Genomic DNA, 14,570 nt, shown 5'->3' with positions numbered 1-14,570 from the left:
CGAGCAGGGTTCACGCCGAAGATCTTCAGAAGCCCGCGGATCTCGTTCTCCAGGTCGATGCACTTGCGCTGCATCACCTTCCGGCAAGAGATCAGGGCGCGAAGGTGGTGGCTCTCGACGCTCTTCACGTGGACCCGGCTGTACCAGCCAGACCGCAGGATCTGAGCGATGCCGCGGGCGTCGTGCTTGTCGGTCTTGTTGCGCATCGCCGACAGCGCCGCGTTCACCTGGCGCGCCTCCATGCACACCACATCGGAGCCGGCTTCCGTCAGGCCGTAGGTCAGGTGCTGGGTCAGCGTGCCGGCTTCCAGTCCGACCTGGTAGATCGGCTCGCCGAACGCGCGCAGACAGCGGACCAGGTCTGGGATCTCGGAGGGCACGGACCGCTCGAGGCGCACCTTGCCGTCCTGATCGATGATGCAGATCGCCACCGACCGCAGCGACACATCCAACGCAGCGTAGAACATCGTCGTCTCCCTTCGTCTCGGCTGAAACCGAGACCTTACTGGGAGCTCGACCCGTTGGGGCCTGCCCGATTACGCATGCTTATGGCGCGACCTCGCCTTTGGATTGAGGCGACCAATTCGCGGCGTTTCGCCGATCCGTGCAGCATCCCGAATTTGATTGCCCTTCCCGCTTCAAAGAGGTGGCGTCACTAAAGGGCGCGGGGATATTCTCGACGCCTCTCCCTAATTTGGTCGATGAACCATGCCAGCATCGGATCTCGACGATGTTTCGGCCACTGCGCGACAATTGGGTTTTGACGCCTGGCGAAGGGTGCGGTGACGACTTTTAGCGGCATCATCGATGCATAGTATTGAAACAGCCACATGCTGCCGGTCGCCACCAGATCGCTGCCGATCACGATAGCGGGCAAGGTAGCCTGCGAGCTGGTCTGAATTCCGATACGGCGCGCACGCAGCATTTCAGCGCCATCCGCGTCCAGCGGAAAGCTTTCAGTGAGCTCGCCGCGGGCCACGACGTGCCGAGCTGCGCGATACTGCTCTTCGGTCAGGTCATGGCAGTCCCGCAGCGTGGGATGCCCAATCCAGATCATGCAGGAGGTCTGGTCGTTCAGGATCGGCAATGTCTCGAGACGGTCGAGGGCGCACTCGCCAGGGAGCAGCAGCAAATCGGCTCCGTCATCAAGCGCGCGTTGCGGACGTGCGATATCGAGCGGCAAAATGCTTACGGTCAATCCGGGGGCGGTCGTGGAAAGATTGCGCAGCACCTCCCCAAGCAACATCTGCTCTATGGCCTCGGATGTGGCGACATTGATCGCGCCGGTGGTGGTCATTGGATCGAAGGCCAACGAGAAATTAAAGGCGGCCTCCACCTCGCGCATCACGCGCTGCACTTCGGGGCGCAAGGCCAGGCCGAGGGGCGTGAGCTGCTGCTCGGCTCCGAGATGGACCACGAGATCGTCGGCGAAATGCTCGCGTAGGCGGCGCAGGGCGTGGCTCATCGCCGGCTGACTTAGTCGGACCTCCCGGCCGGCTTCGGTCAGGGACCGCGCGCGCAGGATCGCATCCAACGGGTAGAGAAGATTCAAATTGAGTTTGCGCAGGTGCGCGGCGTCTGGGGGTGGCATGCGCGGTTGCGCTTCAGATTTCTTGGCGTCCATCCCGTGCCTACCCCCTTGGCGAATTCACCGGCCCGCTGTTTCCCAGGAAGCCTCCCTACGGGCGTAGCTCGCTTCTGACGCCGGCGGACCCGTCAGTCGACACTTCAATCTTTGCACGGGCTTTGCAATCCGCCCGGACTCGCTGCGGTATCCATGCGGTTTATGGGGCCATGAACACTTCGAATTTGCCAGTCACGGAACGTACACATAGCGTTTCCTTCGGCGGATAATCCTGCTGGTGCTTGGGGGCATCAAGACTGGAAACGCCGTCGAGCAGGAGGACGGCCGCGGTCGCCGCCGAGTTGGAAGCGACTGCTTTTACGCCGTGAGGCGAGTCCATTTTTTCACAGGGTCTGTGGTTTGCGGACGGGCGATCGTGCCCGTGCGGGGGTGGCGCTTGGCCCAGAATAAGGGGGATTGCACGATGCATATGACGGTCAAGACTCGATGCCTGTTAAGCGCCGCAAGCCTTGGCGTTCTGGCGCTGGTGAGCGCCGTGACGCCGTCGCCGGCTTCGGCGCAGAGCGCGCAGGCCAACGTTATCGACCTGCCCGCCATGCCGATGGCTGCGGCGCTTCAGACGATCGCCGCGCGAACGGGCGAGACGATCACTTTCGACCCCGACGCCGTAAGGGGGTGACTGCCCGGCCGGTGCGCGGGGCCACGGGCGCCCAGCGGGCGGTCGAGGCGGCGATCAAGGGCAGCAGCCTGGCTGTCCTTCCGGGCGCGAAGTCAGGCCTACTCGTTGTTATAGACCCGATCGTCCTCAAAGAGATTGTCGTGATAGCACGTCGCGACGAGGCCGAAACCAGCACGCTGGTCCGCCAGTCGAGCACCTCCGATCGCAACGGCCTGGGCCTGCGCAATCAGCCCCGCAACACCCAGGTCATCACCGCCAAGACGATCGAGGAGCAGCAGGCCCTCAACATCACCGACGTGCTGCGCAATGCGGGCGGCGTGTCGGCGCAGTTGAACAATCCCAACAGCGGCGCTTCGTACACGGTGCGGGGCTTCAACGCCTCGGGCCTAGTCAACGGCCTGTCGACCGGATCGCAGTATGGCGTCAGTTCGGGAGCGAACCAGCCGATCGCCAATATCGAACGGGTCGAGGTTCTGAAGGGCCCCGACGCGCTGCTGTCCGGGTTCGACAATCTGGGCGGCAACGTCAACGTCGTGACCAAGAAGCCCAGCGCCGAACCGCGGCTGGCGGTCAGCTTCGATACCGGGTCCTGGGGGCTGCTACGCGGCGTGATCGACGCGAACACCGCGCTCAGCGCGAACAAGAAGCTGTCGGGCCGTGTCATCGCCAGCGCGCAGACGATGGATCACAATTACGGCGGATACCCCGGTAACAAGGATTATCTCTTCGCTCCGACGCTACGCTACAAGGACGCGCGGACCGACATCATCCTGGGCGCCAGCCTGTCGCAGTCCCGCCAGGGGATCGGCGCGTACACGCTGTTCGACACCACGACGCGCCAGATCGTCGAGCGCGATCCGTCGGTCCCGATCTACTCGCCCGATCAGCGCATCCGCTTCGATACCGATCGCTTCTATTTCGATGCGACGCGCCAGATCACGCCGGGCATCGATTTGGTCGTTCGCGGCATGCATGACCGCAACACCCTGTTGCTGCAGGCTGGCGGGCTCGGCGTCACCCGCGCCGGAATCCCTTCGTTCGAGTTCACCGGCTCACAGCAGCAGGGCACGTCCGACGCAATCGACGGCTTCGTCCGCGTGAAGACGCATCTGGGTGACTTCCTGAAGGCGCGGTTCAACGTCGGCTATAATTACAGCCGAGGCGACACCACGCAGCGCAGCGGCGAATTCAACCGGGTCCTCAATCCTCCGGTCCTGACGGCGCCGGTGGCGACCTTGCCCTTCAGCCCGCTGGGCGATCCGCTCGTCCGCAGCGATGGCAACCAGCAGGGCGTCTATGGCCAGGCCCTGTTCGAGGTCGGGAAGCTCAAGCTGCTCGGCGGCGTGCGCAAGAACTGGTTTGAGACGAGCGCGGAGTTCTTTTTCCCCGGCGCTCCGGCGGCAACGCCGCAGCGCAAGAACGGCGTCACCCCCAATGCGGGCATCATCTTCGACGCGACGAATTGGCTGTCCGTCTTCGGCAACTATTCAAGGGGAGAACAGGCCAACTTCACCGTCGGGCGCGGCGGCGTGATCCTGCCCAATATCAAGACGAGCAACAAGGAAGCGGGTATCAAGCTCGACCTGCTCGACAAGCGGGTGACGGTCAACGCGTCCTATTTCGATATCGAGCAGGACAATACGATCGTTCGCAGTCCCGTCGACCAACAGTTGGACCCCGGCCCTGGTCAGCGGGGACGCGGCATAGATCTCAACATCGCGGGGCAGCTGCTGCCGGGCTGGACGGTCTTGGGATCGCTGACGCACACCAACTACAAGCTGTTGACGGTAACGTCGTCTCAATCGACTGTCGCGCGCCAACCCCGGGACACCTACAGCCTGTACTCCGTCTACAGGACCCGGATTTCCGATAAGGTGAGTGGCGGCGTCTCCGGTGGCTTGTATGGCCGCTCGAGTTCCTATGCCGATGTGTTGGGACGGTATGTCGTGCCGCCCGCCCGCCAGGTGGATGTCAATGGCTTTCTTTCTGTCGCGGGTTTCGACGTCAATCTGGGCGTCCGCAACATCTTCAATCGCCGCAACTACAACACCACGAGCGTGAACAGCTTCGTTCCGGTGGACGAGCCGCGCAACGTTCGCTTGTCCGTCACCAAGCGCCTGTTCTGATTGGGTAGTCACGACCAATGACGCCGTCCCCAGCCGATGTCGAGGAGACCCGCCGCGAGGCGGGTCTCAAATCCGCCCAGCCCGCTCGCGGGCATTGGGCGCACGCCTGGCGGCTGAGCACCCGCTATTTCGTGTCGGATGACTGGAAATGGGCGTGGTTTCTGCTCGTCTGCTACTGCGTGATCGAGGTCAGCACGACCTATGTCTTCCTGCTGTCCAACACATGGCAGCGTGAATTCTACGATGCGATCGAGCAGCGGCAGGGCGGGCTGTTCCTGTCTCTGGTCGCGATGTTCATGATGATCGCGGGATTGGCGATCGGAACGCAGGTCCTGCACAATATCGTCGGCTGGACACTGTCGATCCGGTGGCGGCGATGGCTGAACGACTGGTATCTCGGCCGCTGGTTCGCGCGAGATCGGTTCTACGAGATCGAGCGGTTGCGGATGATCGACAACCCCGATCAGCGCATCGCCGAGGACGTGCGGGCCTTCACCTCGATGGGCCTGGAATATGGCCAGTCGCCGCTTAGCATCTTGATCTCGATGGTGTTCAGCCTGGTCCGCGCGGCCGCCTTCGCCGCCATCCTGCTGGAAACCTCCTCGCCGCTGGCGATCCCGCTGTTTGGCCATCGCATCGCGCTGCCCGGTGGCGACCTGATCTGGTTCTCGATCGCCTATGTCGTCTTCGGCACGGTCTTCATCACCTGGATCGGCAAGCCGTTCGTCCGTCGCAAGATGCGCGAACAGCACTATGAGGCCGACTATCGTGCCGGGTTGCTACATGTGCGGCGGAACGGCGAGCAGATCGCCTTCTCGGGCGCGCAGGGCGTCGAGCAGGACGGTTTGCAGATCGCCTTCGCGAATATTCGCCGCAACTTCTATCAGCTGATGCTCGCTAATGCGGGGCTTAGCGCAGGGCAGGATATCTATCAGCGCACCATGCAGGTCGTGCCGCTGTTCCTGACCGTGCCCAAATACTTCGCCGGTGCGATCACCTTCGGCCAGGTCCAGGGCGCGCGCGACGCCTTCACCCAATTCGCGGCAAGCCTGTCCTATATCGTTCAGGCTTATCCAAGTATCGCGCGGCAGGTCGCCAATATCAATCGCCTGAAGACGCTGGACGACGCGATCGACTATGAGCGGCCGCGCGGGATCGGCTTCACGCCCGGCGGCACGCCCGACGGCGTGGCGATCAGCGCCACGGGCCTGATGCTGCGTCGTCCCAACGGCGAGCCGCTGATGGAGGTATCCGACTGGACGATCCGCGACGGCGAGCGCTGGGTGATCGAAGGGGCGTCGGGCGCTGGCAAGACGACGCTGCTGCGCGCCATCGCCGGGCTGTGGCCCGATGGCGCCGGACAGGTGGCGATGACTCGGCGGGGCGCCGCGATGCTGGTGCCGCAGCGCCTCTATCTGCCGATCGGCACGCTGAAAGGCGCGATCTGCTTCCCCGACAAGCCCGAGGATCATGACGACGCGGCCATCGCTGAGCTGTTGAAGACGGTCCGGCTGGAAGCGCACGTCGAGGCGATGCACGAGCCGCGCATGTGGCAGGATGAGCTCTCGCCCGGCGAGCAGCAGCGGGTGGCGTTGGCGCGTATCCTGCTCCAGCGACCCAGCCTGCTCGTGTTGGACGAGGCGACCAGCGCGCTCGACGCCGACAATGCCTCGCATTTCTATCAGGCGGTGCTGGCCGCGATGCCGGATGCAACCATCGTCAGCGTCGTGCACGATGAAAAACTGGCCTCCTACCACACTCACCGTCTGCAGCTGCGCCAAGGTCACGCCAACCCGGCGCGGATCGAGGCGAAGCCATGACCCGGTTGTTGACCCAGACCGAAGGGGATCTGCGTGACGCCGCGCAACTGGCCGTCGAACTGGCGGCCAAGCGCGGCGCGCGGGCGCGCGCCTCGGTCCATCATGACGCCGTCGCCAAGGTCGCGGTGCGCGACGGTGAGGTAGAGACGGCCGAGCGTAGCGGCAGCCAAGGATTGGGCCTGACGGTCTTCCACGACGGGCGCCGCGGATCGGCCTCGACGGCTGGATTCGACCGGGCGGCGGTCGAGCGCGTGGTCGAGGAGGCGATGCTGATCGCCAGCCATGTCCAGCCCGATCCCGACGCCGATTTTCCACCCGCGGACGGCCTGGCTTTTTCGGGTCCCGCGCCGCAACTCTACGCCGACAGTCCGCGCGGCCCCGAATCGATGCTGGAGGCGGCGCGTGCGATGGACTGGGTCGCGGCCGGGATCGCGGCGTCGGACCGCCGGTTGCGCGCGGGAGAGTCCGTAGCGGTGGCGACCGAAGGGCTCTGGGCGCTGGCGACCAACGACGGCTTTTGCCGCAGCGCGATGCGCTCCAACGACGGGCGCTGGACGGTGATGTTAGCGCAGGATGAAGGCGGCAGCGTCTCCGATTTCTGCCAGTCGCAGGAACGGAAGGCAGACGCCCTGTCGTCCGCCGAGCAGCTTGCGGTCACTGCCGCCGACCGCGCCCGTAGCGCTCTCGACGCGCGCTCGGTCGGCAGTCGTCGCTGTTCGGTGCTGTTCGAGCCGCGCACCGCCGCCACCCTGGTCGGCGAGCTGGCGGGCGCGCTGACCGGAGCGGCGCAGCATCGGCGGATGAGCTTCCTGCCTGATCCGATCGGGCGCGACGTCGCCGCTGCGCATCTTGATCTTCACGAAGACCCCTTCGAGCCATTGGGTCTGGCCAGCGGCGGCTTCGACAGCGAGGGGATCGCGGGGACGCCGCGCGCCATCCTCCGGGCCGGCGTGGTCGAGGGACTATTCCTCTCGAGCTTCACGGGGCGAAAACTGGGCATGTCTTCCACCGGAAATGCCGACGGCCACTACAATCTGCGGCTGACCAGCACGGCCGAAAGCGGCGACTGGCGCGAGATGCTGCGGATGCTGGGTTCCGGACTGGTCGTTACCCAGTTTCAGGGCGGTAAGACCGATCCCGCCAGCGGCAATTGGAGCCAAGCGGTGCGGGGCCTGTGGGTCGAAGACGGGCAGGTGGTCCACGCGGTCACCGATGTGACGCTGGCCGGGACCATGTCTGCAATGCTGCACGGCGTTCGCGCGGTCGGCCGGGATGTCGAGCGGCTAGGCGCGATCCGCACGGGTTCGATCCTGATCGATGACATGCAGTTGGGAGGCAGGGCATGAACGGCGGCGCTCTGGCGATCGACCGCGCACGCTCGGCGCTCTTCGGGCCGGCCGGACTCGACGAAGCGGCGATCACCCGCGCTCTGGGCGAGCTGGCCGGGGCCGGCGCGGATCTGGCCGACCTCTATTTCGAGACGACCAGCATGCGCCGTTGGGGGCTGGAGGGCGGTCGCGTCACCCAAGGCGGTTTTGTCATGCGCCAGGGCGTTGGCGCGCGCGCGGCCCATGGCGGCCAGGTGAGCTTCGCCCACTCCGCCGATATCCGAGAGGGCGCGCTGCTCGACACCGTGCGCGCGGTGCGGACGCTGGAGCGTCGGGGAGAGGCGGGACGACACCCTCAGGGCGTCGCGCTGAACCGGCGAGGCGCGGGGCATGAGCTCTATCCCATGGTCGATCCTGTCGTGGTTCAGGACGCCACGGGCTGGATTGAGATCCTTAAAACGATCGACCAACAGGCGCGCGCGCAGGACCCGCGTATCGTTGGGGTCGACGCCAATGTCCGTGCGACCGAAACGACGGTGCTGGTCGCCGATATCGACGGCTTGTTGGCAGCCGACGTGCGGCCCATGACGATCCTGTCGATGGTGGTCGTCGCCGAGCATAACGATCAGCGCGCGCGGGGACAGGCGGGCCTGGGGCGGCGCGCCGGCCTGAGCGGGTTCGATACGGCTTCGATCGACGCGATGATCGCGACCGCGACGCGCATGGCGCTCAACAATCTCGACGCCGTCCCGGCGCCCGCCGGCGAGATGCCGGTCGTGCTGGGGCCCGGCTATCCGGGCGTGTTGTTCCACGAGGCTGTGGGGCACGGTCTCGAGGGCGACCATCATCGCAAGCATCTATCCGCCTTCGCCGGCAAGGTCGGCGAACGGATCGCCGCGCCCGGGGTGACAGTGATTGACGACGGCGGCATCGCGGGGCGGCTGGGCTCGCTGGGCGTCGATGACGAAGGCGTTGCGCCCGACCGCACCGTGCTGGTCGAAGACGGCGTGCTGACCGGGCTGATGCAGGATCGTCTCAATGCCGGGCTGATGAACACGCGCTCGACCGGCAACGGCCGTCGCCAGTCCTATGCGCATCTGCCGCTGCCGCGGATGACCAACACGTTTCTGGCGAACGGCGTCGCCGACCCGGCCGATATCATCGCCTCGATCGATCGCGGGATCTATGCGACCGAGTTCGATGGCGGGCAGGTCGACATCGTCACCGGCCGCTTCAACTTCACCACGATCGAGGCCTGGCTGGTCGAGAAAGGCAGACTGGTCGCGCCGGTGCGCGGCGCGACGCTGATCGGTGTCGGCCACGAGGCGCTGCGCCATGTCTCGATGATTGGCAACGATCTGGCGCTCGATAGCGGCATGGCGACCTGCGGCAAGCAGGGGCAGTCGCTGCATGTCAGCGTCGGCCAGCCCACGCTGCGCATTGACCGGATGATGGTCGGCGGACAGGCCGGCTGATCCCTAATTTTTTTTGAAAGGACAGGCGCCATGCGTAACGCGACCGAGCAGGATTTCGACGAGATCGTGATGCAGAACGACAAGCCCGTGCTGGTCGACTTCTGGGCCCCCTGGTGCGCGCCGTGCAAGGCGCTGGCGCCCACGCTTGACGAGATGGCCGAGGAATACGCCGATGAGATGGAGATCGTGAAGGTCGATATCGAGGCCAACCCCAAGCTGGCCGAACGGTTCGCCGTCCGTGGCATCCCGCTGCTGATGATCGTCAAGGATGGCGCAGAGACCGCGCGGACCTTCGGCACCATCTCCCGCAGCCGGCTCGACGCCTTTGTCGACGCCAATGTGGGAACGCAATGATGGCGGGTATCGCGTTCCATGGCGATCCGGCGGTCAAGGCGCAGGCGCTGGAGCGCCTGCGGCGGCACATCGCGGCGGGTAGCTTCGTCTATTTCCCAGCCTGGGAAGAGGGACGGGCCAATGTCATCGGCGCCATTGTCGAGGCAGACGATACGCCGCGCTTCGCCGAGCAACTCGGATACCCGATCGCCCTGGCCGAGACGCTGCCGATGTTCGTCAACGGCTTTCGCCCTCAGGCTGAGGCCGGACGCTTTGCGCAGGCGTGGCTTGAGCGGACGCCGGTCGGGGCCGATCTGACGCGGATCGTCTCGCAGTTGGTGCTGGACCTGCTGGCCAATCCGGAACTGGCGGCTCTGACCGAGCAGCGTCCGGATGTGGAGGAGGGGCGTCGGGCGATCATGGCGTTGCATCGGCGCGCCATCGACGGCGACGAACCGGATCGAAAAACCTGGAAAGCCGCCCGCATGGCCGCCGTCGCCGCGACGGACGCCCTCGATGAAGGGACGCTCGATCGTCGGGCAGGACAGGTCATCGAGGCGGCGGCTTGGCCAGGCGCCATGCGCACGGTCCTGGGCGACACGCTAAGCGGGCTGGGAACTCTTGAACTGAATCTCTCCCTGACCAGGATCGGCTGGACCGAGCAGGACGAGAGCCGCGTCTTCCATATCCGCGAGCAGGCCGAGAAGGACGGATACAAGGCCGAGTTTTCTGGGCTCGACCGGGTGCTGGCGATCCTGGACGCCGACCATCCCGTCCTGGCGCAGCAGTTTCGCCTGCGGCTTGAGCGGGTGGAGGCGTCCAGCGAGCGGTATCGGTCGATGGGCTGGAAGACGATCGAGCTTATGGAGCGCGCGCCGCTCGCCGCCGCGCCGGTTCCCGCACAATAAGGATGAAGCCTACGATGCCGGGGACGACCAGGCCGCTCGGGCGGCACAGCAAGATCCTGATCATCGGTTCAGGACCGGCGGGTTATACCGCAGCCGTCTATGCCGCGCGGGCCGCCCTCGCGCCGACCCTGATCGAGGGACCACAGCCGGGCGGGCAGTTGACCATCACCACGGAGGTGGAGAACTGGCCGGGCGATGAGAGCGTGCTCGGTCCCGACCTGATGGCGCGCATGGGCGAGCAGGTGCGCAAGGCTGGCGTCGACGTCGTCAGCGACCTGATCGTCGAGGTCGACCTGACCCGCGCGCCGTTCCGCGCGGTCGGCGACGGCGGCGTTCGCTATACCGCCGACACCATCGTTGTGGCGACGGGAGCATCCGCCCGCTGGCTGGGCCTGGAGAGCGAGACCGAGTATCGCGGGCGCGGCGTGTCGGCCTGTGCGACGTGCGATGGCTTCTTTTATCGCGGTCAGGTCTGCGCGGTCGTCGGCGGCGGCAACACGGCTGTCGAAGAGGCGCTGTACCTCACCAATTTCGCTGAGAAGGTCTATCTGATCCATCGCCGCGACACCCTGCGCGCCGATCGCACCAACCAGGCGCGCCTGCGCGCCAATCCCAAGGTCGAGATGGTCTGGAACGCCGAGGTCGCCGAGGTGCTGGGCGATGGCGGCGGCGTGACCGGCCTTGTGCTGCGCGATACCCGGAACGGCGACGTGTCGCGCCTGGCGGCGCACGGCCTGTTCGTCGCGATCGGCCACGACCCCGCGACCGCCTTGTTCAAGGGCCAACTGCATATGGACGACGAGGGCTATATCGTCGTTACCCCCGGCTCGACTGCGACCAGCGTGCCGGGCGTCTTCGCGGCGGGCGACGTGCAGGACAAGCTGTTTCGCCAGGCAGTGACGTCCGCGGGCATGGGCTGTATGGCCGCGCTGGAGGCCGAGCGCTATCTGGCCGGGCGCAACGCGCATGCGATCGCCGCCGAAGGCGCCGACATCGGCGTGTTGGTCTGACCACGCCCAGATGGGAAACTCAATGACAAACCCGCTGCTCGACACGCTGGCCTTGCCGCGCTTTGGCGATATCCGGCCCGACCAGATCGCCCCGGCGCTCGACCAGGCCCTCGCCGATCACCGCGCCGTCGTGTCGAGGATCGTCGCGAACCGGCCAACCGATTTCGCGGACGCGTGGTTGCCTCTGGAGCGGGCGGACACCGCGATCGCGGGCATTTGGTCGGCGGTCACCCATCTGCAAGCCGTCGCTGACACGCCGGAGCTGCGCGCCGCCTATGCCGCCGGGCAGGCGCGGCTGGTCGAGAACCATCTTCAGGTCATGCAGAATCAGGCTCTGTACGAGGTGCTGGTCGCACTGACCAAGACCGCCGGCTTCGAGGCCCGGCCTGATGCGGACCGCGCCGCCGTCGAGCATCTGATCCGCGACTTCAAGCTTTCCGGAGTCGCGCTCGCGCCCGAGGGCCGCGACCGCTTCGCGGCCATCTCGGTGGAGTTGTCGCAGCTTTCGACCGCGTTCGGTAATGCCGTGCTGGACGCGACCGACGCCTGGTTCGAGCATGTCGAGGACGAAGCGATCCTTGCGGGGCTTTCGGACGCCGACAGGGCGATGTTCGCGCAGACGGCCAAGGCAAAGGGGCTGGACGGATGGGTCGTCACGCTCCAGATGCCGAGCGTCAATGCGGTCCTGACCTTCGCCGAAGACCGCGGCTTGCGCGAGCGCGTCTATGCCGCATCGGGTACGCGTGCGTCCGACCAGGGGCCGCACGCTGGCCAGTTCGATAATTCCGGACGGATCGCCGATATTCTTGAGCGGCGACGCGAGGGCGCGCGGCTGCTCGGCTTTGCCGATCCGGTCGCATGGTCGCTGGCCACTAAGATGGCGAGCGATGCGAGCGCGGTCCTGACCTTTTTGCGCGATCTCGCCGCCCGCGCGAAACCGGCCGCCGAGCGGGAGATGGCGACGCTGGCCGATTATGCCGCCAGCCATCTCGGCATCGCCGACCTTCAGCCCTGGGACGTCGCCTATGTCGCCGAACGGATGCGGCAGGCTCTGTATTCCGTAGACGAGCAGGCGGTCCGCGCCCATTTTCCGGTGGAGCGCGTCCTCGCCGGATGGGAGCGCCTGCTCGAACGGCTGTTCGGCGTCCTCCTGATCGCGCGGCCCGATGTCGCCGTCTACCATCCCGACGCCTTTTACTACGACGTGGCGGACGAGGAGGGCGCGGTGTTCGCGGGCGTCTATCTCGACCTGCACGCCCGCGCGGGCAAGCGAGGCGGCGCCTGGATGGCGCAGGCGCGGCCCCGGCTCAACGATGGGAACATCCAGCGCGTGCCGGTCGCCTATCTTGTCTGCAACTTCGCGCCGAAGACCGATGGCAATCCCGCGCTGCTCAGTCACAAGGAAGTCGTCACCTTTCTTCACGAAACCGGGCATTGCCTGCATCACCTGTTCACCCAGGTCGACCGACCCGGCATCGCCGGCGTCAGCGGCTTTGAATGGGATGCTATCGAGCTGCCCAGTCAGCTGATGGAGGATTTCGCCTGGGATCGCGACGTACTGCGCGGCATGTCCGGCCATTATCGGACGGGCGCGCCGCTGCCCGACGCGCTGTTCGAGAAACTGCTCGCCGCCCGCCACTTCCTGTCGGGTATGTTCGTCGTCCGCCAGGTCGAATTCGCGCTGTTCGACCTGCTGTTGCACTTGGGGACGCTGGGCGGCGACCCGATGGCGGTGATCGAGGCGGTGCGTAACGAGGTGGCGGTCGTTCGCCCGCCTGCCTGGCATCGCTTCCCGCATGCCTTCACCCACATCTTCGCGGGCGGTTACGCCTCGGGCTATTATAGTTATCTCTGGGCCGAGGTGCTTGCCGCCGACGGGTTCCAGCGCTTCGCCGAGGCTGGGCTGATCGACCGGCGCGTGGCGCGCATGTTCCGCGACGAAGTCCTTTCCAGGGGGGCGAGTCGTCCGGCGGCGGAGAGTTTCCGCGCCTTCCGCGGACGCGACGCCGACCCTGCAGCGATGCTGGCGCGGCACGGGCTGACCCCGAATGCCCGGTGATCGCGATGAGGCTTCGGTGCGGGCCTGGCGGGCCGAAGCGATCCGGCGGATAGAGGCGGACTTCAACCGCTCCGCTGACACCCACCTCATCCGGCTCGACTTGCCGCGTTATCCCGGGATCACGCTCTATCTGAAGGACGAGAGCAGCCACCCCACAGGGAGCCTGAAGCACCGCCTGGCGCGTTCGCTGTTCCTCTACGCCCTGTGCAACGGCTGGATCGGGCCAGACACCTGCATCATCGAGGCGTCGTCGGGATCGACCGCGGTCAGCGAGGCCTATTTCGCACAGATGCTCAGCTTGCGCTTCGTTGCGGTGGTGCCCGCATCCACGGCTGCGCCCAAGCTCGACGCAATCCGCTTTCATGGTGGGGAGATCCACGCGGTCGATAACCCGCGTACGATCTATGACGTGGCGCACCGCCTCGCGCGCGAGACCAAAGGCCACTATCTCGACCAGTTCACCTACGCCGAACGCGCGACCGACTGGCGAGGCAACAACAACATCGCCCAAAGCATCTTCGCGCAGATGGCGGCGGAGGCGTTTCCGATCCCGGCGTGGATCGTGTGCGGCGCCGGTACGGGCGGGACATCCGCCACGATCGGCCGCTATATCGCCTATGAGCGGCATGCGACCCGGCTTTGTGTCGCCGATCCTGTTCACTCGGTCTTCCACCGCCATTTTGCCGATCCAACGCTCGTGTCACTGCCGGAAGGAAGCGCCAGTTGCGTCGAGGGGATCGGGCGGCCGCGTGTCGAACCCAGCTTCATCCCTTCCGTGATCGACCAGATGATCGCGGTCGACGACGCGGCTAGCATCGGCGCAATGCGGGCCCTGTCTCGTCGTCTGGGGCGCCGGGTAGGCGGCTCCACCGGCACGAACCTGGTGGCCATCGTCCGACTAGCCGAAGAGATGGCGAGCCAGGGAGAAACGGGCTCGATTGTGTCGATCCTGTGTGACGGGGGGGATCGGTACGATTGCACCTATTATGACGATGACTGGCTGCGTGAGCGCGGGGTCAACTGGGGGCCATATGAAATGCTGTTCAGAGCCCAATTTGCCGCGTGAGAAGGAGCGCCTACAATCGGCGAGCAGCACCCTGTATGGACGTTCGAGCGCGATGGCCGCGCGGTGGGGGTCGCGCCTACTCGCCGCAAGCTTAGAAATTGGACGGGCTTGAATGTCGCCTACATGCAGCGATCCCAACGTCTGCTGATGGCGCGACCTCGCCGAATGTCGACGTCTGGAG

The 14,570-nt window shown here is 65.8% G+C and carries 11 protein-coding genes and 1 pseudogene; 10 read left to right on the top strand and 2 right to left on the bottom strand.

Annotated features, from left to right (window positions below; all coding sequences use genetic code 11):
* Positions 1-80: 80 nt before the first annotated feature.
* Positions 81-467: pseudogene (locus MZV50_RS22235) on the bottom strand (IS110 family transposase); the annotation flags it as partial.
* A gap of 188 nt (positions 468-655) precedes the next feature.
* On the bottom strand, positions 656-1,624 hold the full coding sequence (locus MZV50_RS22230; protein ID WP_252631510.1) for a LysR family transcriptional regulator: 969 nt from the start codon (positions 1,622-1,624) through the stop codon (positions 656-658).
* 424 nt (positions 1,625-2,048) lie between these two features.
* On the opposite strand from MZV50_RS22230, the gene MZV50_RS22225 reads away from it, so the two are divergent.
* Genes MZV50_RS22225 through MZV50_RS22180 form a run of 10 tightly spaced genes read left to right on the top strand, consistent with a single transcriptional unit; the run spans position 2,049 to position 14,389 of the window.
* Entirely contained in the window at positions 2,049-2,264 is a 216-nt protein-coding gene (locus MZV50_RS22225; protein WP_252631509.1) for a hypothetical protein, read from the top strand.
* Positions 2,265-2,275: 11 nt separating this feature from the next.
* Positions 2,276-4,390: a TonB-dependent siderophore receptor gene (locus MZV50_RS22220; protein ID WP_252631508.1), complete on the top strand. Its 2,115-nt coding sequence runs from the start codon at positions 2,276-2,278 to the stop codon at positions 4,388-4,390.
* A gap of 17 nt (positions 4,391-4,407) precedes the next feature.
* Complete coding sequence (locus tag MZV50_RS22215) at positions 4,408-6,210, top strand: ABC transporter ATP-binding protein/permease (RefSeq protein ID WP_252631507.1); 1,803 nt, start codon at positions 4,408-4,410, stop codon at positions 6,208-6,210.
* The gene (locus MZV50_RS22210; RefSeq protein WP_252631506.1) at positions 6,207-7,556 is read left to right on the top strand and encodes a TldD/PmbA family protein; all 1,350 of its coding nucleotides are present in this window, start codon (positions 6,207-6,209) and stop codon (positions 7,554-7,556) included. Before MZV50_RS22215 ends, MZV50_RS22210 begins: the two co-directional genes overlap by 4 nt.
* Positions 7,553-9,013 carry a metallopeptidase TldD-related protein gene (locus MZV50_RS22205; RefSeq protein WP_252631505.1) on the top strand — a complete coding sequence of 487 codons (1,461 nt, stop codon included), beginning with the start codon at positions 7,553-7,555 and terminating at the stop codon, positions 9,011-9,013. Before MZV50_RS22210 ends, MZV50_RS22205 begins: the two co-directional genes overlap by 4 nt.
* A gap of 30 nt (positions 9,014-9,043) precedes the next feature.
* Positions 9,044-9,367: a thioredoxin gene (gene trxA / locus MZV50_RS22200; RefSeq protein ID WP_252631504.1), complete on the top strand. Its 324-nt coding sequence runs from the start codon at positions 9,044-9,046 to the stop codon at positions 9,365-9,367.
* The gene (locus tag MZV50_RS22195; protein WP_252631503.1) at positions 9,367-10,254 is read left to right on the top strand and encodes a hypothetical protein; all 888 of its coding nucleotides are present in this window, start codon (positions 9,367-9,369) and stop codon (positions 10,252-10,254) included. The genes trxA and MZV50_RS22195 overlap by 1 nt, the downstream gene beginning before the upstream one ends.
* 14 nt (positions 10,255-10,268) lie before the next feature.
* Entirely contained in the window at positions 10,269-11,264 is a 996-nt protein-coding gene (gene trxB, locus MZV50_RS22190) for a thioredoxin-disulfide reductase (RefSeq protein WP_252631502.1), read from the top strand.
* Between the two features lie 22 nt (positions 11,265-11,286).
* Positions 11,287-13,323, top strand: a complete 2,037-nt coding sequence (locus tag MZV50_RS22185) for a M3 family metallopeptidase (protein WP_252631501.1) — start codon at positions 11,287-11,289, stop codon at positions 13,321-13,323.
* The gene (locus tag MZV50_RS22180) at positions 13,313-14,389 is read left to right on the top strand and encodes a PLP-dependent cysteine synthase family protein (protein ID WP_252631500.1); all 1,077 of its coding nucleotides are present in this window, start codon (positions 13,313-13,315) and stop codon (positions 14,387-14,389) included. Before MZV50_RS22185 ends, MZV50_RS22180 begins: the two co-directional genes overlap by 11 nt.
* The last annotated feature ends 181 nt before the right edge of the window (positions 14,390-14,570 follow it).

Origin of the sequence: Caulobacter segnis (genome assembly GCF_023935105.1) — a bacterium.
Lineage (GTDB): Bacteria > Pseudomonadota > Alphaproteobacteria > Caulobacterales > Caulobacteraceae > Caulobacter > Caulobacter segnis_B.
This window is presented reverse-complemented; position numbering and strand designations above follow the sequence as displayed.